The organism is Micromonospora desertarenae (assembly GCF_056150265.1).
Window position 1 is genome coordinate 198,710 of record NZ_JAXCFQ010000012.1, and the last position, 22,373, is coordinate 221,082.

General features: G+C 74.0%; 29 protein-coding genes and 1 riboswitch. Of the genes, 8 read left to right on the plus strand and 21 right to left on the minus strand.

All coding sequences use genetic code 11. The annotated features are described in order from the left end of the window. Nucleotides 1-19 precede the first annotated feature (19 nt). A riboswitch (glycine riboswitch) is annotated at nt 20-117 on the minus strand. Between the two features lie 99 nt (nt 118-216). Then, on the plus strand, nt 217-573 hold the full coding sequence (locus SM577_RS23920; protein WP_302922604.1) for a YybH family protein: 357 nt from the start codon (nt 217-219) through the stop codon (nt 571-573). A gap of 100 nt (nt 574-673) precedes the next feature. Here SM577_RS23920 and SM577_RS23925 read toward each other — a convergent pair whose 3' ends face one another. Further along, nucleotides 674-1,603, minus strand: coding sequence for an NAD-dependent protein deacetylase (locus SM577_RS23925; protein ID WP_474588019.1), 930 nt, complete (start codon nt 1,601-1,603; stop codon nt 674-676). Nucleotides 1,604-1,706: 103 nt separating this feature from the next. On the opposite strand from SM577_RS23925, the gene SM577_RS23930 reads away from it, so the two are divergent. Continuing rightward, the gene (locus tag SM577_RS23930) at nt 1,707-2,366 is read left to right on the plus strand and encodes an NAD(P)H-binding protein (RefSeq protein ID WP_474588020.1); all 660 of its coding nucleotides are present in this window, start codon (nt 1,707-1,709) and stop codon (nt 2,364-2,366) included. Nucleotides 2,367-2,457: 91 nt separating this feature from the next. Here SM577_RS23930 and SM577_RS23935 read toward each other — a convergent pair whose 3' ends face one another. Continuing rightward, nucleotides 2,458-3,237, minus strand: a complete 780-nt coding sequence (locus tag SM577_RS23935; protein ID WP_474579741.1) for a TetR/AcrR family transcriptional regulator — start codon at nt 3,235-3,237, stop codon at nt 2,458-2,460. Between the two features lie 52 nt (nt 3,238-3,289). Between SM577_RS23935 and SM577_RS23940 the strand changes: the two genes are divergently transcribed. Both SM577_RS23940 and SM577_RS23945 read left to right on the plus strand, forming a co-directional pair. Continuing rightward, entirely contained in the window at nt 3,290-4,267 is a 978-nt protein-coding gene (locus SM577_RS23940; RefSeq protein WP_474588031.1) for an ATP-binding cassette domain-containing protein, read from the plus strand. Continuing rightward, a complete protein-coding gene (locus tag SM577_RS23945) occupies nt 4,264-5,085 on the plus strand; it encodes an ABC transporter permease (protein ID WP_474588021.1) in 822 nt (273 codons plus the stop codon). The genes SM577_RS23940 and SM577_RS23945 overlap by 4 nt, the downstream gene beginning before the upstream one ends. A 76-nt stretch (nt 5,086-5,161) precedes the next feature. On the opposite strand, the gene SM577_RS23950 is transcribed toward SM577_RS23945, so the two are convergent. The 15 genes from SM577_RS23950 to SM577_RS24020 form a co-directional block, all read right to left on the minus strand. Then, entirely contained in the window at nt 5,162-5,848 is a 687-nt protein-coding gene (locus SM577_RS23950) for a DivIVA domain-containing protein (protein WP_474579739.1), read from the minus strand. Between the two features lie 160 nt (nt 5,849-6,008). After that, nucleotides 6,009-7,187, minus strand: a complete 1,179-nt coding sequence (locus SM577_RS23955) for a globin domain-containing protein (protein WP_302922598.1) — start codon at nt 7,185-7,187, stop codon at nt 6,009-6,011. A 2-nt stretch (nt 7,188-7,189) separates the two neighbouring features. Then, nucleotides 7,190-7,588, minus strand: a complete 399-nt coding sequence (locus SM577_RS23960; RefSeq protein WP_302922597.1) for a group I truncated hemoglobin — start codon at nt 7,586-7,588, stop codon at nt 7,190-7,192. Between the two features lie 623 nt (nt 7,589-8,211). Continuing rightward, the gene (locus SM577_RS23965) at nt 8,212-8,808 is read right to left on the minus strand and encodes a MerR family transcriptional regulator (RefSeq protein ID WP_474579738.1); all 597 of its coding nucleotides are present in this window, start codon (nt 8,806-8,808) and stop codon (nt 8,212-8,214) included. A 206-nt stretch (nt 8,809-9,014) separates the two neighbouring features. Further along, nucleotides 9,015-9,479: a bifunctional nuclease family protein gene (locus SM577_RS23970; protein ID WP_088962140.1), complete on the minus strand. Its 465-nt coding sequence runs from the start codon at nt 9,477-9,479 to the stop codon at nt 9,015-9,017. 173 nt (nt 9,480-9,652) lie between these two features. Next, on the minus strand, nt 9,653-10,354 hold the full coding sequence (ftsR, locus tag SM577_RS23975) for a transcriptional regulator FtsR (RefSeq protein WP_474588032.1): 702 nt from the start codon (nt 10,352-10,354) through the stop codon (nt 9,653-9,655). Between the two features lie 50 nt (nt 10,355-10,404). Next, nucleotides 10,405-10,857, minus strand: a complete 453-nt coding sequence (gene odhI / locus SM577_RS23980) for an oxoglutarate dehydrogenase inhibitor Odhl (protein ID WP_030503922.1) — start codon at nt 10,855-10,857, stop codon at nt 10,405-10,407. A gap of 214 nt (nt 10,858-11,071) precedes the next feature. Next, the gene (gcvH, locus tag SM577_RS23985; RefSeq protein ID WP_302922595.1) at nt 11,072-11,452 is read right to left on the minus strand and encodes a glycine cleavage system protein GcvH; all 381 of its coding nucleotides are present in this window, start codon (nt 11,450-11,452) and stop codon (nt 11,072-11,074) included. A gap of 56 nt (nt 11,453-11,508) precedes the next feature. Further along, complete coding sequence (locus SM577_RS23990) at nt 11,509-12,516, minus strand: DUF881 domain-containing protein (protein WP_474588022.1); 1,008 nt, start codon at nt 12,514-12,516, stop codon at nt 11,509-11,511. 11 nt (nt 12,517-12,527) lie between these two features. Then, a complete protein-coding gene (locus tag SM577_RS23995) occupies nt 12,528-12,860 on the minus strand; it encodes a small basic family protein (protein WP_007460356.1) in 333 nt (110 codons plus the stop codon). Next, nucleotides 12,857-13,786, minus strand: coding sequence for a DUF881 domain-containing protein (locus tag SM577_RS24000; RefSeq protein ID WP_474588023.1), 930 nt, complete (start codon nt 13,784-13,786; stop codon nt 12,857-12,859). Before SM577_RS24000 ends, SM577_RS23995 begins: the two co-directional genes overlap by 4 nt. Beyond that, nucleotides 13,783-14,421, minus strand: coding sequence for a cardiolipin synthase ClsA (clsA, locus tag SM577_RS24005; RefSeq protein ID WP_302922592.1), 639 nt, complete (start codon nt 14,419-14,421; stop codon nt 13,783-13,785). The genes SM577_RS24000 and clsA overlap by 4 nt, the downstream gene beginning before the upstream one ends. Before the next feature lie 292 nt (nt 14,422-14,713). After that, complete coding sequence (locus tag SM577_RS24010) at nt 14,714-15,181, minus strand: MarR family transcriptional regulator (protein ID WP_302922591.1); 468 nt, start codon at nt 15,179-15,181, stop codon at nt 14,714-14,716. A 55-nt stretch (nt 15,182-15,236) separates the two neighbouring features. Next, complete coding sequence (locus tag SM577_RS24015) at nt 15,237-16,415, minus strand: PP2C family protein-serine/threonine phosphatase (protein WP_302922590.1); 1,179 nt, start codon at nt 16,413-16,415, stop codon at nt 15,237-15,239. 130 nt (nt 16,416-16,545) lie between these two features. Next, entirely contained in the window at nt 16,546-17,292 is a 747-nt protein-coding gene (locus SM577_RS24020; protein WP_474579736.1) for an SAM-dependent methyltransferase, read from the minus strand. 119 nt (nt 17,293-17,411) lie between these two features. Between SM577_RS24020 and SM577_RS24025 the strand changes: the two genes are divergently transcribed. From SM577_RS24025 to SM577_RS24035, 3 genes are all read left to right on the plus strand, one after another. After that, entirely contained in the window at nt 17,412-18,293 is an 882-nt protein-coding gene (locus SM577_RS24025) for a universal stress protein (RefSeq protein WP_302922588.1), read from the plus strand. A gap of 121 nt (nt 18,294-18,414) precedes the next feature. Further along, nucleotides 18,415-18,627, plus strand: coding sequence for a phosphatidylethanolamine-binding protein (locus SM577_RS24030; RefSeq protein WP_302922587.1), 213 nt, complete (start codon nt 18,415-18,417; stop codon nt 18,625-18,627). Next, nucleotides 18,624-19,097 (plus strand): hypothetical protein, encoded by a 474-nt coding sequence (locus SM577_RS24035; RefSeq protein WP_302922586.1) that lies wholly within the window; start codon nt 18,624-18,626, stop codon nt 19,095-19,097. The genes SM577_RS24030 and SM577_RS24035 overlap by 4 nt, the downstream gene beginning before the upstream one ends. Before the next feature lies 1 nt (nt 19,098). On the opposite strand, the gene SM577_RS24040 is transcribed toward SM577_RS24035, so the two are convergent. Continuing rightward, nucleotides 19,099-19,305, minus strand: coding sequence for a hypothetical protein (locus SM577_RS24040; protein ID WP_302922585.1), 207 nt, complete (start codon nt 19,303-19,305; stop codon nt 19,099-19,101). 131 nt (nt 19,306-19,436) lie between these two features. Between SM577_RS24040 and SM577_RS24045 the strand changes: the two genes are divergently transcribed. Next, nucleotides 19,437-20,090, plus strand: a complete 654-nt coding sequence (locus tag SM577_RS24045; RefSeq protein WP_302922584.1) for a hypothetical protein — start codon at nt 19,437-19,439, stop codon at nt 20,088-20,090. A 6-nt stretch (nt 20,091-20,096) separates the two neighbouring features. Here SM577_RS24045 and SM577_RS24050 read toward each other — a convergent pair whose 3' ends face one another. From SM577_RS24050 to selB, 3 genes are all read right to left on the minus strand, one after another. Beyond that, nucleotides 20,097-20,267, minus strand: coding sequence for a hypothetical protein (locus tag SM577_RS24050; protein WP_474588024.1), 171 nt, complete (start codon nt 20,265-20,267; stop codon nt 20,097-20,099). Between the two features lie 89 nt (nt 20,268-20,356). Next, nucleotides 20,357-20,554 (minus strand): hypothetical protein, encoded by a 198-nt coding sequence (locus tag SM577_RS24055; RefSeq protein ID WP_474588025.1) that lies wholly within the window; start codon nt 20,552-20,554, stop codon nt 20,357-20,359. A gap of 55 nt (nt 20,555-20,609) precedes the next feature. Then, the gene (selB, locus tag SM577_RS24060) at nt 20,610-22,370 is read right to left on the minus strand and encodes a selenocysteine-specific translation elongation factor (RefSeq protein ID WP_474588026.1); all 1,761 of its coding nucleotides are present in this window, start codon (nt 22,368-22,370) and stop codon (nt 20,610-20,612) included. Nucleotides 22,371-22,373: the final 3 nt, after the last annotated feature.

Consider the following 22,373-nt stretch of genomic DNA (forward strand, 5'->3'; position numbering starts at 1 on the left):
CGCGCAGCGCTCCACAGTGCCTGCCCCCGCGGTCCTTTTGCCTGAGAGGTTCCGGGGAGGATATGCCCCTTCGGCGCCGCCCGTGCTGCTGTGGGCGGTCTCTCCCGCGTGGGTGGTACCGGCGAAGGTCAACGCTACCAGCGTCGGTGTTTCGGGCCGATGTCGTACCCCCGTCCCCGATCATGGAGGTAGTCGCGCACACCGCAGGAGGTGCCCATGACCGAGCCGGCGACCAGTCCGGACGACCTGGGGCGATTCTTCGTCGCCCGCGCCAACGCCCGCGACGTCGAGGGTCTCGTCGCCCTCTACGAGCCCGACGGGGTGTTCGCCACCCCCGCCGGACCCGCGGCCGGCGCCGACCAGATCCGGGCCGCGTTCGAGCAGATGCTCGCCGACGGCCCCACCTTCACCCCCGGCCAGCCGCAGCCCACCCTGTACGCCGGGGAGCTGGCGTTGACCTCCACCCGCCTCGATGACGGCTCGGTCACCGCGGAGGTGGCCCGCCGCCAGCCCGACGGCACCTGGCGCTGGGTGCTCGACCAGCCCCGCTTCGTCGCGCCACCGGCCACCTGACCGGCGTGCCGGCCTCGATCAGTTCCCGCCCGCCGCCTGGCCCGGGCGACCGCGAGGCCGGTCGTGCGCCGCAGCCGCCCGACGGGCGGGTGCGCGAGGGCTAGCCGGCTGCCGCCGCGCCGACGGGCCCGGCCACCGGCCGGGCGCCCTCCGGGTCGGCGGGCCCGGCGGCCGGGCGGGAGCTGCCCGGGTCGGCGGGCAGGTCGCCGACGGTCCGGTCGGCCAGTGCGGGCAGCAGCCGGCCCAGCGGCGCGTCCACGGTCAGCGCCGCGTACCCGTCACCGCGGGTCTCCCCCTGGTTGACGATCACCACCGGGATGCCCAGCTTGGCGGCGCGCAGCACGAACCGCCGCCCGGACATCACCGTCAACGACGAGCCCAGCACCAGCAGCAGCCGGGCCCGGTGCACCAGGTCGAAGCAGTGCGCCACCCGCGGCGCCGGCACCGTCTCGCCGAAGAACACCACGTCGGGCTTCAGCGTGCCGGTGCCGCAGAAGGTGCAGTCCACCACCCGGAACCGGGCCACCTCGGCGTCGGGGAGCTCCACGTCGCCGTCCGGGTTGACCGCGTCGACCCGGGCGTCGAAGCCGGGGTTCGCCTCCCGCAGCCGCCGGTCCAGCTCCTCCCGGGAGGTCTGGTTGCCGCAGTCGAGGCAGACCACCTCGTCGAGGCGGCCGTGCAGCTCCACCACCGGCGCGCTGCCGGCGGCGGTGTGCAGCCCGTCGACGTTCTGGGTGATGACCGCCTCGACCAGGCCGGCGCGCTGCAACCGGGCCACCGCCCGGTGCCCGTCGTTCGGGGCCGCCCGGGCGATGGTCCGCCACCCCAGGTGGCTGCGCGCCCAGTAGCGCCGCCGCGCCTCGACGTCGCGGGTGAACGTCTGGTACGTCATCGGGGTGTGCCGGCGGGCCGCGCCGCTGGGCCCCCGGTAGTCCGGGATGCCCGACTCGGTGGACAGTCCCGCCCCGCTGAGCACCACGACACCACCGGCGCCCACCAGCTCGGCCAGCGCGTCGATCGTCTCGGTCACCCGTCCATGCTGCACCCACCCGCACCCCGGCGACCACCCGCGGCGCGTCAGCGGGCGAGCCGGCCGACCCGCGCGGGCGGGGCGGGCCGGCTAGGTTGCAGGTATGCGCGTCGTCATCGCCGGAGGACACGGCAAGATCGCCCGGCTGCTGCTGCGGGAACTCACCGGCCGGGGCGACACCGCCGTCGGTCTGATCCGCAACCCCGACCACGCCGCCGCGCTGAGCGCCGCCGGTGCCCACCCGGTCGTGGCCGACCTGGAGCACCTCGGGGTCGACGAGCTCGCCGGGCACCTCGATGGCGCCGACGCGGTGGTCTTCGCCGCCGGCGCCGGCCCGGGCAGCGGCGCCGCCCGCAAGGACACCGTCGACCGGGCCGCCGCCGTGCTGCTCGCCGACGCCGCCCAGCGCGCCGGCGTCCGTCGCTATCTGCTGGTCTCCTCGATGGGGGTGGAGGGCGAACCGCGCCCCGGCACCGACGAGGTGTTCGCCGCGTACCTGCGGGCGAAGAAGGCCGCCGAGGACGACGTCACCGGCCGGGACCTCGACTGGACGGTGCTGCGGCCGGGCCGGCTCACCGACGACCCGCCGACCGGGCGGATCACCCTTCAGCGGCGGGCGCCCCGCGGCGCGGTCACCCGGACCGACGTCGCGCGGGTGCTGGTCGCCCTGCTCTACGCCCCGGCGACCGCCGGCATGATCCTGGAACTCGTCGGCGGGGACACCCCGATCGGCGAGGCGGTCGCCGCCGTCACCGCATCCTGACCCCGTCGCCGGCCCGACCCGGGTCGCAGCGGCGCCGACACCCCCAGCCGGGAAGCTGCTGGGTCGCGCCTGACGCCCCGCCGCTGGTCGACTAGGAGCCTGCCCCTGGCCCGTCCCGCTCGTCGCGCCCCGCTCGGTGCGCCGCAGGCTCGGCCGTGGACGGCAGGGCCAGGGCGATGCAGTCCAGGACGCGCCGGAGCCCGTACCGGAACTGCTCGTCGCGGCTCAGGTGCGGCTGGCGCGCCTCCATCACGATCTTGGTGAAGATCGGGTACTCCCCGCTCTTCACCAGCCGGTCGACGTACGGGTAGCTGCGCGCCATCCACTCCGACTCGCTGAGCCCGCTGCGGCGGAACTCCTCGGCCGAGCTGATCTCCTCGCGGACGGTGCCCTCGACGTAGCCGTTCAGCATGCCCACGAGGCTGAGGTTCTCGTCGATGGAGACGAAGGGGTCGAGCACTCCCATCAGCCGTTCGATCAGGAGCAGCTGGTTGGGGCCGAAGCTGGGCAGTGACCGCTGCACGCCGGCGATCCACGGGTGTCTCAGCCACATGGCGCGCAGCCCGTCGGCGTAGCGGGTCAGGTCGGCGCGCCAGTCACCCGAGGGCAGGCCCGTGACGTCGATCTCGCCCATCAGCCGGTCGGCCATCAGCGCGACCAGATCGTCGCGGCTCGGGACGTACCGGTAGAGGGACATCGCGCCGGCGCCGATCTCGGCGGCGATCCGCCGCATGGTGGCGGCCTCCAGCCCTTCGGCGTCGGCGATCCGGACGGCCGCCTCGGTGATCTGCGCGCGACTGTAGACCGGCTTCGGCCCGCGGGCGGGGCGCTCGGGCCGCATCCAGATGTTCACGTACTCCGCGTCGGTCACCTCTCGCCCCTCCAGTTGCGTACATCGTACCCAGTAATCTAGCCTGGCCGCCATAACCGCGTACAACGTACCCAGTGGAGGGCTCGTGACCGATCCGATCGTGGTCGCCGAAGGGCTGCACAAGTCGTACGGCTCGACCCACGCCCTGCGCGGCCTGGACCTGACCGTCCCGAAGGGAACTGTCTGCGGCCTGCTCGGGCCCAACGGCGCGGGAAAGACCACAGCGGTACGCATCCTGGCGACCCTGTCCGAGCCCGACGCCGGGCACGCCCGCGTCGCCGGACACGACGTCGTGCGCGAGGCGGGCGAGGTACGCAAGCGGATCGGCCTCGCGGGCCAGTACGCCGCCGTGGACGAGAAGCTCACCGGCCGCGCCAACCTGCGCATGTTCGCGCGCCTCTGCCACCTGTCCCGGCGCGAGGCGCACCGGCGCGCCGACGAGCTGCTCGAACGCTTCGGTCTGGTGGACGCCGCCGATCGGCGGGTCAGCGGCTACTCCGGGGGCATGCGGCGCCGCCTCGACCTGGTCACCAGCCTCATCCTGCGCCCCGAGGTGCTCTTCCTCGACGAGCCGACCACCGGCCTGGACCCGCGCAGCCGCGGCGAGATCTGGGACAACGTCCGCGAGCTGGTGGCGCAGGGCAGCACCGTGCTGCTCACCACGCAGTACCTGGACGAGGCCGACCAGCTCGCCGACGACATCGCCGTCGTCGACCACGGACAGGTGATCGCCACGGGCACACCCGACGAGCTGAAGGCCACCATCGGCGACCGCCTCGACGTCGTCCTCGACGACCCCGCCGCCCTGCGCCCGGCGGTGACCGTGCTGAAAGCCCTGGCCGGGACCGATCCCACGACCAGCGGCGCCGACCGGCTCAGCGTCGCCCTCCCCGGTCGCGGCCTCCGGCTCGCCGAGATCGTCCGCGAGCTCGACCGCGCCGGCGTCGCCGCGGCCGACGTACGGCTGCGCCGCCCCACCCTCGACGAGGTGTTCCTGCGCCTCACGGACCGCAAGGAGCTGGTCCGATGACCGACCTCGCCCCGACGCTGGGCCACCGCCTGCGGTGGACGTTCACCGACGGGCTGACCCTGGTCGGCCGCGAACTCGGACGGCTGCGACACGATCCCGGCGAACTCGTCGCGGCGCTGCTCTTCCCGGCCGTCATGGTGGTGCTGTTCGGGTACGTCTTCGGCAGCGCGATCCAGGTGCCCGACGGCGGCGACTACCGCGAGTACCTCATGCCCGGCCTGTTCGCGATGGTGACCTTCGGCGCGGTCATGGGAGTGATGACGCGCACGGCCACCGACGCCTCCCGCGGGGTGATGGACCGGTTCCGCTCCATGCCGATGGCGCGCTCCGCGGTGCCGTTCGGGCAGACCGGCGCCGACCTGCTGACCGGCCTGCTGATGCTGGCCGTCATGGTGGGCGCGGGCCTGCTGGTGGGCTGGCAGCCGCATCGCGGCCTGATCCCCACCGCCCAGGCGTTCCTGCTGATGATCGTCCTGCGGTACGCGCTGAGCTGGGTGGGCGTCTGGCTGGGCCGGGCGGTGAAGAACGACCAGGTCGCCGACGCGATGGTGCCGCTGTTCCTGCCGTTCACGATGCTGTCGAACGCGTTCGTCCCGACCGACGGCATGCCCGGCTGGCTGCGCCTGCTGGCCGACTGGAACCCGGTGAGCGCGCTCACCGCCGCCGCACGGGAACTGTTCGGCAACCCGGGCGCCCCGCCCGCGCACGTGGCCTGGCCGCTGGCGCACCCGGTGACCGCCGTCCTGCTCTGGTCGGCCGCGCTACTGGTGATCTTCGTCCCGCTGTCGCTGCTCGCCTACCTGCGCAACGGACGCTGACCACCCCTCTGGCACCGGCACACCACGGGTTCACCGCGGCGGTGGCCGGCCCGCCGCGGGCGGGCCGGCCACCGGCTCAGCGCTGCTGGTGCCGGGGCAGGGCACCCTGCCCGGCGCCGGCGCGCACCGCCGTACCGGCCTGACCGACCAGCCGGTCCATGGTGCGGGCCAGGTGCTCGCTGCCGTCGTCCAGGTGCCGCGCCGCGGCCTGCATGTGGGAGATCATCATCTCGCCGTAGATGCGCAGCGCCTCCCGGGTGGCGACCCCGTCGTCGAAGCTCGACCCGGCCGCCGAGCGGTAGTCCTGCACCGCCCGCTCGGCCTCCTGCTTCGCCTCCTCCGCCGCCGCCTGCACGTAACTCTCGTACTGCACCCGGGCGTACTCGGCGACCCGCCGCGCGTAGTCGTGCGCCTGCGCGATGATCTGCTCGGCCTCCCGCTGCGCCGCCGAGAGCAGGTTCACCTCCTTCGCCGCCGGCAGCTTCGCCTCCGCCCCGGCACTCGGGATCACCCCGTGCCGGTGCAGCTCCACCCGGTCGGTGAGCCGCTCGTTCTCCGCCCGCAGGGTGGCGATCTGCGCGGAGAGCAGGTCCAGCTCGTCGGCCACCTGCATCCGGAACCGGTCCACGTCGGCCTGGTCGTAGCCGCGCCGGGTGAACGACGCGGACCCGAACTCCCACCGACGCACCCGGTCGGCCGTCATCCGTACCTGCACACCGCCGGAGACCTGCACACCGTCATACCGGCCGATCGGAGTCGTCAACGGAACCGCCTTTCGTTCGCGGCTGCGGGGCTCGCAAGCTCACTCCTCGCGCTCACCGTGCCAACTTCCGTTCGCGCTGCGGGGCTCGCAAGCTCACTCCTCGCGCTCACCGTGCCGCCTTCCGTTCGCGCTGCGGGGCTCGCAAGCTCACTCCTCGCGCTCACCGGGAACCCCCGGAACTGTCAGGGGTGGACACCTGATCCACCGCGGTGCGCCACGCCGGGCCGTACCAGTGCTTGCCCAGCCCTTCGTGGTGCAACTGACCGGCGTGGTAGCCGGCCCGGGTCAGCGCCGCCGTCGAGTACGACACCATCTCGTCGGAACCGCACACGTACACGTGCCGGGACCGCCAGTCACCGTCGGCCAGCGCCCGGTCCACCGCGTGCACGAACTCCCCCGGCCGGTGCAGGTCCGTGCCCACCACGTAGGTCACGGTCAGCCACGGGTACGACGACGCCAGCTTGTCGATCGCGTCGTTGTCGTAGAACTCGGTGCGCGAGCGGGCCCCCACGTACAGGTCGACCTTGCGCCGCGAACCCTCCGCCGCGACCTGCTCCACCAGCGCCTTCACCGGCGCCCAGCCGGTGCCGCTGGCCAGCAGCAGCAGATCCGCGGAGCCGGCCGACCACAACGTCAGCCGGTCACCCACCGGTGCGGCCAGGTGGATCTGGTCACCCACCGCGCACCCGTACACCAGCCGCGACGACACCGCCCCGCCGGGCGCCGCCCGGACGTGCAGCTCCAGGGTGCCGTCGGCGCGCGGCGCGTTCGCCGGCGAGTAGTACCGCCACGACCGCACCGACGGGTGGGACACCCCGATCGACTGACCCGGCGTGAACGGCAACAGGTACTGCGGACGCAGCGTCAACACCGCCACGTCGAACGCCCGCCGCTCGTGCCCGACGATCTCCGCCACCCACCACGGCGGGTTGACCGCCTCGGCGGCCTGCGCGGCCTCGATCATCACCTGCGACACCAGCCCGTACGCGCCGGCCCAGTCCTGGGCCAGCTCGTCGGTCCACTGCTCGCCGAGGAAGTGCTGCAACGTCGCCAGCAGCGCCTCCCCGACCGCCGGGTAGTGCTCCGCGCGCACCGCGAACTTGCGGTGGTCGGCGCCGAGATCCTGCAGGAACCCGACCAGCCGGTCCACCTGGTCCACGTTGGACACGATGTGCCCCAGCGCGGTCACCAACCGGTCACGCTGCCCGGCCATGTTCGTCGGGAACATCTGCCGGGTCTCCGGGTGGGCCAGGAACAGCGTGGAATAGAAATAGAGCGGCACCTGGTCGCCGTGCGCGGCGACCAGGGACCAGCTCTGCTTGAGCCGGGCCGCGTCCACGCTCAGGCGCTCGCCGAGGTCCCGCTGAACACCACCTGGTCCTGCACCTGCGCCAGCACCGCCTGCACGTCGGCGATGATGTCGCCCGGCACGCCCAGCTCGGTCAGCGTCACGACCAGGTGCTCACCCACCTTGACGTAGTGCTCCACCGGGATCCGCAACGGCTGGTGCGCCTCGGCCAGGCCCCGCCCGGCGTACTCGTTCGGGCCGCCCAGCACCACGGTCAGCATCAACGCCAGATGCCGGCGCTGCGACGGCATGTCCACATCGGTGAAGTAGCCGGCCAGTTCCGGGTCGGCCAGCACCCGGTCGTAGAACAGGTCGACGGCGGCCTTCACCGAGTTGGCGCCACCGATGCGCTCGTAGTGGGAGGCGGGAGCGGTTTCTTCCGTAACCGTCACGGTCGTTCCTTCCGACGTGGAGGGGGGCGCGCGAGGGTGGCGCGTAGGGGCAACGGTCGGCCGGCGCGAGCAGCGCCTACGCAGGCGACACCCGAACCGGGGCGACCGCGTGAGGGACCATAGCGCGTCGCGTCGCCGCGGTCATCGCCCCCCTATCGGATTCCCGACACCCTCCACTACCCACCGTCACAATCGGACCGGACCGGCCCTCCACACCAGGCAACCGGCAGCACACCCAGAGTCACCGTCGATATGGCCGCAGTCATCGGCCGAACCCGCCACGGACCGGCGGCAACGGCCCCGCACCCGCCGCTGACCACCGCAGACACCCCGACAACCGATCGCCTGACCTGCGTCACCCGTCCCGGCAACCCGACCTCAGCCGCAGAGACGATCACCACACACCGAACGGCCAACCACCGCCGACACCACCGGCGCCCACACACAGCGTCACCACGAAATATGCAACAAGCCTCGGCGCGTCGCGGGCACCGTACGTCACAGACCCCGCGCCCGACCGCCGGGACCCCGCCACCGCGCGGTCAGCAGCACCCCCGACCGGCCCGGACGCTCCGCCGGCCGGAACCCTGGCGCGTCAGCGCCAGCTGGCCACCACGGACCGCTCAGCCGGCCCGCCGGCGCGCCCGCCGCGCCGCCAACTCGTCACCCACCGAATCCGGCGCCCCAGCCGGCGCATCCTGACCCGGCGTGGCCGCCGCCGGCTCAGCCGGCAGGTGCGACAACGAACCCTGGATCTCCTTGAACGCCCCACCGATCGCGATGCCGAACACGCCCTGGCCACCCTGCAACAGGTCGACCACCTCCTCCGGCGACCGGCACTCGTACACCGTCGTCCCATCGGAGATCAACGTGATGCCCGCCAGGTCCTCCACCCCACGCGAGCGCAACGCCTCGATCGCCTTACGGATGTTCTGCAACGACACCCCGGCGTCCAGCAGCCGCTTCACGACCTTCAGGACCACCAGGTCCCGGAACGAGTACAACCGCTGCGTACCCGAACCCGAGGCGTCCCGCACACTCGGCACCACCAGCCCGGTACGCGCCCAGTAGTCCAACTGGCGGTAGCTGATCCCCACCGCGTGGCAGGCCGTCACCCCCCGGTAGCCCACCGAACCGTCACCGTCCGTCGCCACCCCCGGCGGCGCCACACCCGGCTCGTCCAGTTCCGTACCCGGATCGGGATCTCGCGGCTCGTGCATCCGGACAACCTCCCCGCCAGTGCGGTGACACGTCGTTTCCGGGACGTGCACCCCTCGACACGGCAACCCTATAGCCGCCTTCAGGGGTTACCGCGCAGGAACCGTCGCGACACGCCGCGCAGCCACGGGAAAGATCACCCACACCGCCGGGGCGTCACCCACAGTGACCCCGGCCGACATCACACCAGCCGCCCACCGGCGGCCGGTCAACCCGCGAAATCCTCCGGACGCACCTGCTCCAGGAACTCGCGGAACTTCTCCACCTCGTCCTCCTGCTCGTCCGGGATCACGATCCCCGCCTCACTGAGGACCTGCTCGGCACAACGAATGGGCGCACCCACCCGCAACGCCAACGCGATGGAATCGCTCGGCCGCGCCGACACCCGCACCCCGTCACCGATCAACAGATCGGCGTAGAAGACGTTCTCCTTCAACTCGGTGATCTCCACCGCCCGCAACGGCGCCTTCAACGCCGCCAACACGTCCCGCAGAAGATCATGAGTCAACGGCCGGGCCGGCTTGACCCCCTGCTGCTCGTAGGCGATCGCCGTCGCCTCTACCGCGCCGATCCAAATCGGCAAGTAGCGGTCCCCCTCGACCTCCCTGAGCAGGACGATCGGCTGGTTACTGGGCAGCTCCACCCGAACCCCGACCACGCTCAGCTCGCGCACCGCCGCCTCCGTGTCGTTGTCACCTACGCCGCACCGCGCCCTTCCCTGCACGGTACACGGACCGCGACACGGCCGTCCCACGCGCAATCCGCACCACGCCCGCGCCAGAAAGGGGTTACCCCGGCAAGCCTACGACACGCTTCCCGGGACAGATCTTTCCGCACACCCGCCGGTCACCGGCCCAACGTCGACCGCAACCCCACCCGCACCAACGCCGCGTGCAACTGCTGCGACAACGCCACCAACTCCCGCGCCGTCTCCGCCGCCCGCGCCCGCGCCGCCGGATCACTCTGCCGCGCCAACGGCGCCACCAACTGCGCGAACAGACCGACCTCCCGATCCGCCGCCGTCCGGTAACCCCGCAAATGCCGCGGCTGGAACCCGTACGCCGACAGACCCGCCACCGCCCGCGCGATGATCAACGCATCCGCGTCGTACCAACCCGGCGGATCCGACACCACCAACCCGAGCCGCTCCAGCTCCGCCAGCGTCGACTCGTCGATCCCGCTGCGCGCCACCAGATCGGCCCGACCGAGCCGCACCTGCGACGACTCGGCCGAATCCGCCGACTCCCGCCCCGGCACCTCGCCACCAGGACCCACCGCCACCAACGTCGGCCGCTGCCGACCCGGCGCCTCCCCGGTCGCGTCCCACTGCGCCAACTGCTCACGGATCACCCGCAACGGCAGGTACTGGTCCCGCTGCGCGGTCAGCACGAACCGCAACCGCGCCACATCGTCCCAGCTGAACTTCCGGTAACCCGACGCCGTACGCTGCGGCTCCACCAGACCCTCGGCCTCGAGGAACCGCAACTTCGAAATCGTGACGTCCGGAAAATCCACCCGCAACTGCGCCAGCACCTCACCGATGCTCATCAACGGTTGCGCACGCGCCGCACCCGGCGACGTCGAGGCCGCAGGCTCGTTCACCCCCGGCCGGCCTCCCCCTCCGGGCGCGGACCGGCGATGAACACCACCCGGAACTTGCCGATCTGCACCTCGTCACCATTGCTCAAGGTGGCCGCCTCGACCCGCTCCCGGTTCACGTACGTGCCGTTCAGGCTGCCCACGTCCCGCACCGTGAACGTCCCACCATCCCGGTGGAACTCCGCGTGCCGCCGCGACACCGTCACGTCGTCCAGGAAGATGTCACTGTCCGGATGCCGGCCACTGGTCGTCACATCGTGATCCAACAGGAACCGGGCACCCGCGTTCGGACCCCGCCGGACCACCAGCAGCGCCATCCCCGGCGGCAACGAACCGGACATCCGGCTCGGCACCACATCGGTGTCCGGCCCCTCCAGCACTTCGTCGAGCGAGCCGAGATTGAGCGTCGAAGTGACGTCGAGTGGGGGGAACTCGTCGTCTGGGCGCGTCATGGGACCACCTCACGGATCTGTTCGGTCGGCGTCGGGTGATGGCGGGTCTGGCCGCCGGGCCAATGAACACCCGGCGGCTGGCTCCCCGTGCCCGGAAAGGCGATTCCGCGACGCTCAACTATTGGGTTCTCGGTCGACTGGGCGAGCCTAGCCAGCGCCGAAATGCAGGGCAACCGGACGCGCGGACTCGACAGGCGCACCGGCTCGGGCACACTCAGCTCTCGGTGAGCTCGCGATACGCGCCCGCGGACAGCAGCCCGTCGACCGCCGCCGGATCGTCCGGGGTGATCTCCACCAACCAACCCGCACCGTACGGGTCAGTGTTGATCACCTCAGGGGTGTCGCCGAGCGCCTCGTTGCGCGCCGCCACCGTACCGCTGATCGGGGCGTAGATCTCCGACACGCTCTTGGTCGACTCGATCTCACCCAACGACTCACCAGCGGCCACCGCCGTGCCCGCCTCGGGCAGCTGGACATACACGATGTCACCCAGCGCGTCCTGCGCGAAATGGGTGATGCCGACCCGGACAGTGCCGCCGTCGCCACCGGAGACCCACTCGTGCTCAGCGGTGTAACGCAGATCCTCAGGAATCACCAGACGCGTCCCTCATCCATCGGTGCACCGGGCGCACCCGGTGCCGGCCGCGCCGGTCAGGAGACCGGACGGGCGTGTTCCAGCTTGATCGGCGCGTGCAGCGCCGAAACCTCGGCAGCCTCACGATCCTCAACGATCACGTTACCGCCGTCGCCGGCAACCGACGCCACCACCCCACCAGGAATGTTCAACGCCGTCCGCATCGTCGCCGGATCACCGATCACCGTGATCGTGTACGGACCCGTCAACCGCCGCCCGTCCACGATCAACGACCCGTCCTCGTCCAGGAAGTACGTCGACGCGATGATCCGCACCGCCGCCTGATCCCCACCCGAGATCTGCATCGCCTCCGCGCCCGCGCCCCGCAACTCCTGCACCGCGTCCAGCACCCGCGACGCCGAGATCGGCTTACCGCCCGCGACGAACCGCACCGACAACCCCGGCCCCGTCGCCGGCAACGTCCCCGCCAGGATCCCCAACTCGTCAGCCCGCCGGGTCGCCTCCTCCAACGCCGCCTGACGCCCCTGCTCACCCGACTGCAACTGCCGCTGGCTCTCCTCCAACGACTCGATGTCCTGCCGCAACCGGTTCGTCCGCGAATCCAGGTCGTACAGGATCCGGACCAGGTCCTCCTGCCGGGTCGCCGCCAACGTCGGATCCGTCGACGTCGTCTTCAACTGCACCACCAGGGTGAAGCCCAGCAACGCCAACAGCACAGCGATCATCACCCCGGCCGAGCTCAGCCGCGCCCGCACCGACCGCACCGGCCCGGCTACCGCCCCCGCCGCGTCCGCCGCCGACCCGCCGGCGCTCCCGTCCGGCCCCTCGGCGGCCGCGGCACTCGCCCGGCTCAGGTCCACCGTCGCCGCCTCGCCGGCGCCGGCCGACTCCTCCTCCACCGGCGGCGCGTCCTGCCGCTCCGGCGGCCGCGGCGCCAACGGGCTCAACTCGTCCGGATCCGGCGCGTCCGGCCGCGGATCCGGCTCCCCCGCCGGCCCCGACGGGCGCGGCGGACCCGCCGGCTGCGGCCAGCCGGTCCCCGTCTCGGTGTGCTCGTCGCTCATCGCCTGTAAACCTACGCCCGGAACAGGTGCCGGCGGATCGCCGCGACGTTTCCGAAGATCCGCACCCCCAGCACGACCACCACACCGGTGGACAACTGACCACCCACGCCCAACTGGTCACCCAGGTACACGATCAGGCCCGCCACCAGCACGTTCGAGATGAACGACACCACGAACTGCTTGTCGTCGAAGATCCGGTCGAGCTTCGCCCGCACCCCGCCGAACACCGCGTCCAGCGCCGCCACCACCGCGATCGGCAGGTACGGCTGCAACGCCGCGGGCACCGTGGGATCGAGCCACACCCCGAGCACCACCCCGGCGAGCAACGCCAGCACCGCGATCATCGACCACCTCCGGAGGGGCTGGGGGACGTCCGGGAACCGGACGGTTGGACACCGGTGGCCGACGGCGACGGCGTCGAACTCACCGAAGGCTCCGCGTAGCGTAGCTGCGGCTCCGGCGCCGCCGGCAGGGTGAGGTCGTCGACCTTGCGCACCCCGAACGACAACCCGGTCTTCTCGGCCACCTCACGCATCAACAACGCCGACCGGCTCTCGTCGAACCGGCGCTTCATCGACCCCGGACCGATCGCCGACACCTCGTACGGCCCGGTCACCGGCCGGAAGTCCACCAGGATCGCCTCCCCGGCCGAGCGGATCGTCGACGTCGCCGTCAACCGCTGACCGTTGATCGCGATCGCCTCCGCCCCGGCGCTCCACAGGTCGTTCGCCACCGCCTGCAGGTCGCTGTAGAGCACCCGCGGCGGCCCGGCGCCCGCCCCGGTGACCGCGTCCTGCTTGCCCGGCGCGTCCGCCAGCCGCACCACCACGCCGTCGCCGCGCACCCGACCCATCCCGGTGCCCGCCTCCAGGTCCCGCAGCCGGGCCGCCTGCGAGCCGCTCAGCGCCAGCTCGCGCTGCCGGGCCACCTCCTCGCGCAACCGGTCGGCCTGGACCGCCAGCCGGTCCGCCTCGGCCTGCCGCTCCTTGATCTGGGCGACCAACCCGGACCGCGCCTGGCTGCGCCCCGGCTCGTCGGCCAGGGTCTGCTTGTACGCCACCGCGAACAGGAACCCCAGCACCACGATGACCAGCAGGCTCACCGACCGGGCCGACCAGCCGCGCCACCCCGAGGGGCGCCCGCCCTCGCGCCGGCGCGCCGCCGCGTCCAGGTAACCGGGATCCAGCGGATTGCGGAACAACTCGGTGAGGAAGTCCGGGGCGTACACCCGCTCGGTGCGGCCCTGACCCTCGCGCGGCGTGCCGGTCACGCGCCCGCTCCCCCCGCCCGCACCGAGGTGACCAGGTGGCGCGCCTGCACCACGTAGAGGGCGCCGGCCACCCAGTAGAGCACCAGACCCCACCAGGCCAGGCCCCAGCCGACCGGGCCGGCGACCGCGGCCGCCCCCGGCACCGCCGAGGCCAGCAGCAGCACCGGGAACGCGGCCAGCAGCAGGAACGTGGCGGTCTTGCCGACGTAGTGCACCGGCGGCGGCCCGTACCCGTACCGGCGCAGCACCGCCAGCGAGCCGAGCAGCAGCAGCTCCCGGGCCAGCAGCGCGGCGGTGAACTGCCAGGGCACCACCTCGCGCGCGGTGAACCCGAGCAGCGTGGCGAGGATGTAGAGCCGGTCGGCGAGCGGGTCGAGCAGCTCGCCGAGGCGGCTCACCTGGCCCAGCCGGCGGGCGATCCAGCCGTCCACCCAGTCGGTGGTGCCGCCGATGGCCAGCACCACGATCGCGGCCACGTCGGCGCGGGCGACCAGCAGCAGGTAGAGGAAGAGCGGCACGCCGAGCAGCCGCACGAAGCTGATCAGGTTGGGCAGCGTGAGGACCCGGTCGCCCGGAGCCGGGTCGGTGCCGCCCGAGGCCCCCGGATGCGCTGCCCCAGCCGGCCGACGCGACACCGAACCTCCTCCGCGACGCGTCGCGGCCGCCCGGCCGAGGTCGGGCGCTGCGGGACGCGTGCTGTCGGGCCGGCGTGCGCCGGCACCCGCTGCGGTCCCGGGACGGGACCTCCCCTGATTCGGCCCGCGATCGTCGTGATCACGGGCCGGCTGAGTTGCGCTGCCACTATATCGGGCCCTCGCCGCCGGTCCGGGTGCCGCCGAGCCCGGCTCGGCGCGGCCTGTCGGCGCTGTGACCGGCCTCACGTCGCGTAGAGCGTCCTAGGATACTGGTAGCGGCCGGAAGGCGTCCTCAGGCGCTCCGGGCCGACGGATCCGCCGCCGGCTCGGCGGCGGACGCGGCGGCCTGACCGAAGGCGAGCAGGCCCAGCAGCAGCTCGTGCTGCACCCGGCCGGGCATCCGGTCCAGCACGCTCTGCACCGCCTGGTGCCGGCGCTCCGCCAGCTCGCGCAGCAACTCCTGTGCCGCCGCGGTCGGCACCAGCCGGACCTCCCGCCGGTCGCGGGGATCGGCCACCCGGCGCAGCAGCCCGATCGCCTCCAGCCGGTCGCAGAGCCGGCTCGCCGACGACGGCACGACGTCCAGCAGCTCGGCCAGCCGGTTGACGGTGGTCCGCGGCCGCCCGGCGATCAGCGAGAGCACCCGCAGCTGGGTCGGCGAGACGACCATCTGGTGCCGGGAGACGGCCGAGTCCAGCACGCCGACCAGCGCCTCGGCGGCCGCGTCGATCGCGGCGGCGAGATTCGGAGGTCGCTCCACCCGGTGTCCCCTGCGATCGTCCCGCTCGTGTTCGGCCTCGGTGCGGCGACGGCAGTCAGTCGCCGGCCCGGCCGCCGGAACCGCGCCAGTCCAGACAGACCACGACCGCGTCGTCGCGCAGATCGGTGTCCGCATGCCAGGCGTGCAGTTCGCGCATCACCGTACCAACTGCCTCCGCCGGTGGCTGCAGCCGCGTGGACCGCATCGCGCGCGCCATCGCCTTCTCCCCGTACGCCTCCCGGTCGGCCGGCGCGGCCGCCCACACGCCGTCGCTGACCACGAAGAGCCGGTCCCCCGGCACCAGGTCGAACTCCTGCAGGTCGTACCGGGCTTCGGCGAACATGCCCAACGGCAGCTGCTGCTCCAGGCCGATCGTGTCGACCGCGCCGCCGCGCAGCCGCAGCAGCCGCGGCGAACCGGCGTCCACCGCCCGCACCCGGCCGGTGACCGTGTCCAGCTCCATCAGCAGCGTCGCCACGTAGCGCCGGCCCCGGTGCTGGTAGAAGACCGTGTCGGAGGCGAGTTCGGCCTGCTCGGTCAGGCTCCCACCGGAGCGCCGGGCGTTGCGCAGAGCGTTCACGGTCACCGCGGTCAGCAGTGAGGCGGACAGCCCGATGCCGGATCCGTTGAGCACGGTGAGGGTCAGCCGGTCGCCGTCGAGCGACCAGTCGAAGTGGTCACCCCCCACCGTGTACGCCGGCTCCAACTGGCCGGCGAGCTGGAACGCGTCGTGGCTGACCCCGCGACCCGGCAGCAGCTCCCACTGCATCTCCGCGGCCATGCTGAGCCGCTCCCGCCGGCGGGCCCGCCGGTAGCGGTCGGTCTCCCGGTCCGCCGCGCGCAGCACCACCGCCAGCTCACCGGCGACGTCCCCGACCCGCTCCACAGTGGCCGGACCGGGCGCGGCGGGGAACTCGACCAGCAGCACCCCGAGCCGCTCCCCCCACACCGACAGCGGCAGGTAGAGCCGGCACCGGCCGTCCCCGGCGCCGTCGAGCACCGGCTGCTGACTGCTGAAGCAGCGCTGCGCCATACCCTGGCAGGACAGGAAACCGGCCTCGGGCAGGTCCGGGTCCAGCACCGGCCAGAGCCCGCTGATCCGGTAGTCGGCGAGGAACACGTCCGTGCGCGTCGCGCCCAGGGTGGACCGGATGGCCCGGTCGGCGGCCTCGGCCACCTGGTCGGGCGGGGACTCGCGCAGCGCACGTGACAACCCGCCGGGCGCGTCCAACATGGTTCTCCTCCGGCAACACTTGCTGTACGGCAAGCATCATACGGAGGTCGCCGGCACCGCGCCGCGCGGGCGGCCGCCATCGTGATCAACCCGTCCCCGGCGGCCCGGGACCGGCTGCTCGCCGCGCGGCTCAGTCCGCCGGGCGGACCGCCACCGCACCGTAGAAGGCGTCCGGCACGTCGGCCGGCGGGCCGTCCGGGCGCCACCGGGCGATCGGCACGATGCCGTCGGCGGTGGGCCGCCACCGGCCCAGCAGCGGCGCGAACGCCTCCGGCCGGCGCATCCGGAACGCCGGGCCCATCATCGCCAGGGCCTCCGGGTGGGCGGCCAGTTCGTCGGTGTCGAAGTCGATCGCGAGCCGGCTGCCCGGGGCGACGGCGCCGTACAGCTCGTCGAGGGTGCGGGCCAGCGTGTCGTCGTCGAGGAACGCGGCCAGCCCCAGGAAGACCACGCCGACCGGCCGCCTCCCCCACCCCGGCACGAACCGGTGCAGCTGCGCCGGGTCGACGGTGCCGATGTCGGTGGCGTCGCCGTAGCCGTAGCCGGCCCGGTCGCTGCCGGCCAGGATCCGCTGGCCGAGGCGGATGGTGACCGGATCCACATCGGTGTAGAGCACCGTCGCCTCCGTGGCCACCTCGTGCACGTTGCCCATGGTGGGCACCCCGGCGCCGAAGACCAGGAAGCTGTCCACCCCGTCGGCGACGATCGCCCGCACCGCCCGACCCAGGAAGGCACGCAACTCGCGGAAGATCGGCGCGCACGGCCCGTACGCCTGCTCGAAGGCACGCGCCGCGGCCACGTCCACCGGGAAGTGGTGCTCCCCGCCGAGCCAGTGGTCGATCATCCGTGCGGTGCTCGGCTGGTCGGGTTCAACCATCGATGACGCTCCCTCCCCGGTGGTCGTCGCCAGCGTACCGACCGGACGTCCTGGGCGGTATCGCCCCGCCGGCGGCTCACCGGCCGCGATACTGACCCGGAACCGGTGGGAGGTGGACGGTGAACTCGGCGAACGGCGCGGCCGTGGTGGTCGGCGTGGACGGCTCGCAGCCGGCGCTGCGGGCCGTACGGCTGGCGGCTGCCGAGGCCGACCGGCGGGACCGGCCGCTGCGGATCGTGCACGGCTTCATCTGGCCGCTGCTGCACGTGCCGGTGCAGCCCCCGGCCGGCGGGCCGCCCGGCAGCGGCCTGCGGCAGCAGGCCGAGCGGCTGGTCGCCGAGGCGGTGGCCGAGGCCGAGGCGGCGGTGCCCGGCCTGCGGGTCTCCGGCGAGATCATCGACGGGGAGGCCGCGGCGGTGCTGCTCGGCGAGTCGCCGGCCGCCGCGATGATCGTGCTCGGCGACCGGGGCCTGGGCGGCTTCTCCGCGCTGGTGGTCGGCTCGGTGGCGGTCCAGGTCGCCTCCTACGCCGACTGCCCGGTGCTGGTCGCCCGCGGCAGCGACCGCGCCGACGGGCCGGTGGTGGTGGGCGTGGACGGCTCCGAGACGTCCCGGCTCGCGGCGGAGTTCGCGGTCGAGGAGGCGTCGGTCCGCGGCGCCGAGGTGCTCGCCCTGCACGCCTACCGGCACCCGGTCTCCACCGGCCCGGGCGACATGCAGCCGCTGGTCTACGACGACACCGAGCTGCGCTCCGACGAGCAGCGGCTGGTCGCCGAGGTGACGTCCGGGCTCGCCGAACGCTGGCCCGACGTGCCGATCGCCCGGCGGACCGTCCGCGGCCGCCCGGCGGCCGTGCTCAACGACGCCTCCCGCCAGGCGCAGCTGGTGGTGGTCGGCCGGCAGGGGCGCGGCGAGTTCACCGGGTTGCTGCTGGGCTCGGTCAGCCAGGCGGTGCTGCACCACGCCGACTGCCCGGTCGCGGTGATCCGCGCGCCCCGCTGAGCCGGGTCAGCGCGCCGACCGAGCGGGGGCCGGCCGCCCCGGCGAGCCGGGGTTGGCCCGCCGGCAGGCGGGTAGACGCACCCGGTACGCCGACGGGCGACAGCGACCGGAGGAGGCAGTGATGCCAGGACCACGGCCGGGCAGCAACGCGTACGACAAGCAGCGGGCGCGCATCCGGAACGCGATCGACGATTCTGGACGCCGGGTGCCGGACCGCAAGGCCAACGAGGTGGCCAACCGGATCCTGCAGGACGACCGGGGACAGCGGGGCATCGTGCGCGGCGAGCGGACGTACGGGCCCAAGGGCGAACGCGAGCCCGGAGACCCCAAGTGAGGGGGACGAGCCTGGCCGACGGGGTGATCGTCGGGGCGGTCGGCAGCACCGCGCTGAACATCGTGAGCTACCTGGACATGGTGGTCCGGGGACGCCCGGCGAGCAGTACCCCCGAGGAGAGCGCCGGCCGGCTGGCCGGGGTGGCGCACGTCGACCTCGGGTCCGGGGACCGGGCGGCCAACCGCCGCTCGGGCCTCGGGCCGTTGCTCGGCTACGGCGCGGGGATCGCCGCCGCGGTCGGCTTCGCGCTGCTCACCCGCGGCCGGCGGCAGCCGCTGCCACTGGCCACCGGGGTGCTCGGCGGAGGCGTGATGACGCTCTCCGACGGCGGCATGACGATGCTCGGCGTGACCGACCCGCGCACCTGGCGCCGCTCGGACTGGATCGCCGACCTGGTGCCGCACCTGGCGTACGGGTTGACGGCCGCAGCCACCTGGAACCGGCTGCGGCCGCCCACCGGACGGGGCTGAGTCAGCCCCGCCCGTCGCTCTCGTCGTCGGCCACCGGCTCCCCCGCCGGGCCGTACGGCGAGATCTGTCCCTTCGGCACCGGGCGCCCGGTGTCCCCCTTGGACGAGCCCCGGTTCAGCGGGTGACCGGTCGGCTTCGGGCCCTTGCTGTACTGGCTGGTGGCGCCCTTGTCGTTGCGCCGGAGCTCCTCCTGCTGCGGGTTGACCACGATGTCTCCTTCCGCTGGACGGCACCCGGCGGCGCCGCGTCCGCCACGGGTTACCCGCCGCCGCAGGCGCCATGCCGCAGCCGGACCGGCCGGCGAGGGGTGACCCGCCGCCGGCCGGGTACCCCCGGCAGATGGGCGACGACCGGACCGTGGCGCGGGTCCTGCTGGATCGGCGGGGACGCACGTACGCCGAGGAGGCCGGCATCCGGCTGGCCGACCGGCCGGCCCCGCTCTACCAGCTGCTGGTGCTCGCCACGCTGCTGAGCACCCGGATCCGGGCCCAGGTGGCGGTGGCGGCGGCCCGGGAACTGTTCGCCGCCGGCTACCGCACCCCGCAGGCGATGGAGGCGGCCAGTTGGCAGGACCGGGTGGACGCGCTGGGCCGGGGCCACTACCGCCGCTACGACGAGCGGACCTCGACGATGCTGGGCACCGGGGCCCGGCTCTGCCTGGACCGCTGGCGCGGCGACCTGCGCCGGCTGCACCGGGAGGCCGACGGCGACCCGGCCGGGCTGCGCCGGCGGCTCACCGAGTTCCCCGGCATCGGCCCCACCGGGGCGGACATCTTCCTGCGCGAGGCCCAGACGGTCTGGCCCGACGTGCGCCCGTACGCCGACCGGCGCGCGCTGGCCGGGGCGAAGCGGCTCGGCCTGCCCGCCTCGCCGGACCGGCTGGCCGGGCTGGTCGGCTCGGCCGAGTTCGGCCGGCTCGCCTCGGCGCTGGTCCGGGTAGCGCTCGGCGAGGAGTCCGCCGGCGAGGTCAGCCGCACGGCCGCCGCCGGCTGACCGGCCTCACTTCGTCGGTGTGTTCCCCGGCTTGGTGAGGTGCCAGACCAGCAGGGCCGCCAGCAGGGCGAGCACCACCAGGCCGCCGGTGACCCCGCCGCCCTCCTCGGGACTGCGGCCGGTGGTGCCGAAGTAGACCACGGCGAGCCCGGCGAGCACCGTGAGAAAGGTACGCATTCCTCGGTCCTTCACGTATCGCACCGTACGGGTGGGAACAGTCGGTCAACGGGCTTTTCCGGAACAATCCCCCGTTCGGGCGTAGCGCCTCAGTCGACCTCCAGGTCGTCGAGCGAGATCTTGTGCGACATCAGCCAGCGGGCCAGCGCCGACATCCCGAACAGCCACAGCGGGGCGGACTCGGTGGTGCCGTTGGTGGCGAAGATGGCGAACCGCAGGTCGGGCGCGCGGTACGCCTCGATCCGCCACTTGCGCTGCCGGTCCCGCCAGATCGCTGAAGGGTCCATGTGGTAACGCTAGGTGACCGCCCCGCGCTCGTGGGGCGGCTTGCCGGTGGCCGGGTCAGCCCGCGGTGACCACGACCCGGGCGTCGTCGGGCAGCCGGCGGGTGACCCCGCGGCGGTCCAGCAGCTCCAGCAGCGGCACGGCGACCCGCCGGGTGGTGTCCAGCGCCTGCCGGGCCGCGCTGAGCGTGAACGGCTGCGGCAGCCCGGCCAGCACCCGCACCGCCGCGTCGGCGGCGCCGGGCAGCAGCACCACGTTCTCGGCCAGCCGCAGCAGCGCCCCGGCGCGCACCGCGGCGCCGATCTCGCGCGGACCGAGGCCGAGGCCGGCGAGGTCGGCGGCCTCCGGGGCGCGGAACGGCCGGTCGGCGTACTCGGCCCGGAGGCGGGCCACGGCGCGGGCCACCGGCTCGGGCAGCGCGTCGGCCGCGGACGCGGTCACCCGCCCGGCGCGCAGCCGCAGCGGCGGGCGCACCAGGGCCTCGACCAGCGCCCGGTCGGGCAGGCCGAGTCGCCGCCGGAGCAGCTCGACCGGCGCGCCGGGCTCCAGCGGGTGTTCCCGGCCGTGGCGGGTGACCTCCTCGCCGAGCCGGACGGCGAGCTGCCGCCAGTGCTCCGGGTCGGCCAGCCAGTCCCCGGCCACCGGCGGGACGGTGACCTCGACCCCGGTGCGGACCAGGTCGCTGACCCGGGCCAGCCGGCGACGGCGCAGCTCCCCGGCCAGGTCGGGGCGGCCGTCCAGGTCGGCCAGCAGGGCGGCGCGGGCGGCCGCGGCGCCCCGGCGGGCCAGCGGTGGGGGCGCCACGTCCAGCACGGTCACCCCGCCGGCGACGTGGTGGCGACCGGGGTCGCGCAGCAGCGCCCGGTCACCGACCAGCAGCGGCAGCGGGCGGGCCAGCCGCAGCCGGGCGGTGTCCGGGCCGAGCGGGCGGACCCGGGCCGGCACGGCGGCGGAGCCGACGTGCAGGGTGAGGGTGGCCGGCAGGTCGGCGACCGGGTCACCGGCGAGCCGCACGTCGAGCAGGTCGGTCAGCCGGAACCGGCCGGGGGTGAGCAGCGCGTCCCCGCGGGCCAGCCGGTCCCGCGGGACGCCGCGCAGGTTCACCGCCACCCGCGCCACCGCGTCGACCCGCGCCGTCGCGGCACCGAGGCGGTGCAGGCCGCGCACCCGCACCGGCTCGCCGGTGGTGGCCAGTTCCAGCTCGTCGTCGACGCGCAGCCGGCCGGCGCCGAGGGTGCCGGTGACCACCGTGCCGCTGCCCCGGACGGTGAAGCAGCGGTCCACCCAGAGCCGCACCGCCGCGTCCGTCGCCGGCGCGGGCAGCCGGGCGGCCAGCCGGTCCAGCGCCGCCCGCAGCTCGGGCAGGCCGGCGCCGGTGACCGCGCTGACCGCCACCGCCTCCACCGGGCCGAGCGAGGTCGCGGCCAGCTCCGCCCGGGCCCGGGCCAACGCCGGCCCCGGGTCGGCCAGGTCCGCGCGGGTCACCACCAGCAGGCCGTACGACACCCCGAGCGCGTCCAGCGCCGCCAGGTGCTCGGCGGACTGCGGCATCCAGCCCTCGTCGGCGGCCACCACGACCAGCGCGGCGGGCACCGGGCCGACCCCGGCGAGCATGTTCGGCACGAACCGCTCGTGCCCGGGCACGTCGACGAAGGCGACAGTCCCGCCGGACGGCAGCGTGGTCCAGGCGAACCCCAGGTCGATGGTCATGCCCCGGCGGCGCTCCTCGGCCCACCGGTCCGGTTCTATCCCGGTCAGCGCCCGCACCAGCGTCGACTTGCCGTGGTCCACGTGCCCGGCGGTGGCCACCACCCACATGGC

What these genes read in the sequence shown, in the direction of transcription:
- SM577_RS23920 (WP_302922604.1), top strand. Translation starts at nt 217, where the DNA reads ATGACCGAGCCGGCGACCAGTCCGGACGACCTGGGGCGATTCTTCGTC.
- SM577_RS23930 (WP_474588020.1), top strand. Translation starts at nt 1,707, where the DNA reads ATGCGCGTCGTCATCGCCGGAGGACACGGCAAGATCGCCCGGCTGCTG.
- SM577_RS23945 (WP_474588021.1), top strand. Translation starts at nt 4,264, where the DNA reads ATGACCGACCTCGCCCCGACGCTGGGCCACCGCCTGCGGTGGACGTTC.
- SM577_RS23965 (WP_474579738.1), bottom strand. Translation starts at nt 8,808, where the DNA reads ATGCACGAGCCGCGAGATCCCGATCCGGGTACGGAACTGGACGAGCCG.
- ftsR (WP_474588032.1), bottom strand. Translation starts at nt 10,354, where the DNA reads ATGAGCATCGGTGAGGTGCTGGCGCAGTTGCGGGTGGATTTTCCGGAC.
- odhI (WP_030503922.1), bottom strand. Translation starts at nt 10,857, where the DNA reads ATGACGCGCCCAGACGACGAGTTCCCCCCACTCGACGTCACTTCGACG.
- SM577_RS23990 (WP_474588022.1), bottom strand. Translation starts at nt 12,516, where the DNA reads ATGAGCGACGAGCACACCGAGACGGGGACCGGCTGGCCGCAGCCGGCG.
- SM577_RS23995 (WP_007460356.1), bottom strand. Translation starts at nt 12,860, where the DNA reads ATGATCGCGGTGCTGGCGTTGCTCGCCGGGGTGGTGCTCGGGGTGTGG.
- SM577_RS24015 (WP_302922590.1), bottom strand. Translation starts at nt 16,415, where the DNA reads ATGTTGGACGCGCCCGGCGGGTTGTCACGTGCGCTGCGCGAGTCCCCG.
- SM577_RS24020 (WP_474579736.1), bottom strand. Translation starts at nt 17,292, where the DNA reads ATGGTTGAACCCGACCAGCCGAGCACCGCACGGATGATCGACCACTGG.
- SM577_RS24030 (WP_302922587.1), top strand. Translation starts at nt 18,415, where the DNA reads ATGCCAGGACCACGGCCGGGCAGCAACGCGTACGACAAGCAGCGGGCG.
- SM577_RS24045 (WP_302922584.1), top strand. Translation starts at nt 19,437, where the DNA reads ATGGGCGACGACCGGACCGTGGCGCGGGTCCTGCTGGATCGGCGGGGA.
- SM577_RS24050 (WP_474588024.1), bottom strand. Translation starts at nt 20,267, where the DNA reads ATGCGTACCTTTCTCACGGTGCTCGCCGGGCTCGCCGTGGTCTACTTC.
- SM577_RS24055 (WP_474588025.1), bottom strand. Translation starts at nt 20,554, where the DNA reads ATGGACCCTTCAGCGATCTGGCGGGACCGGCAGCGCAAGTGGCGGATC.
- selB (WP_474588026.1), bottom strand. Translation starts at nt 22,370, where the DNA reads ATGTGGGTGGTGGCCACCGCCGGGCACGTGGACCACGGCAAGTCGACG.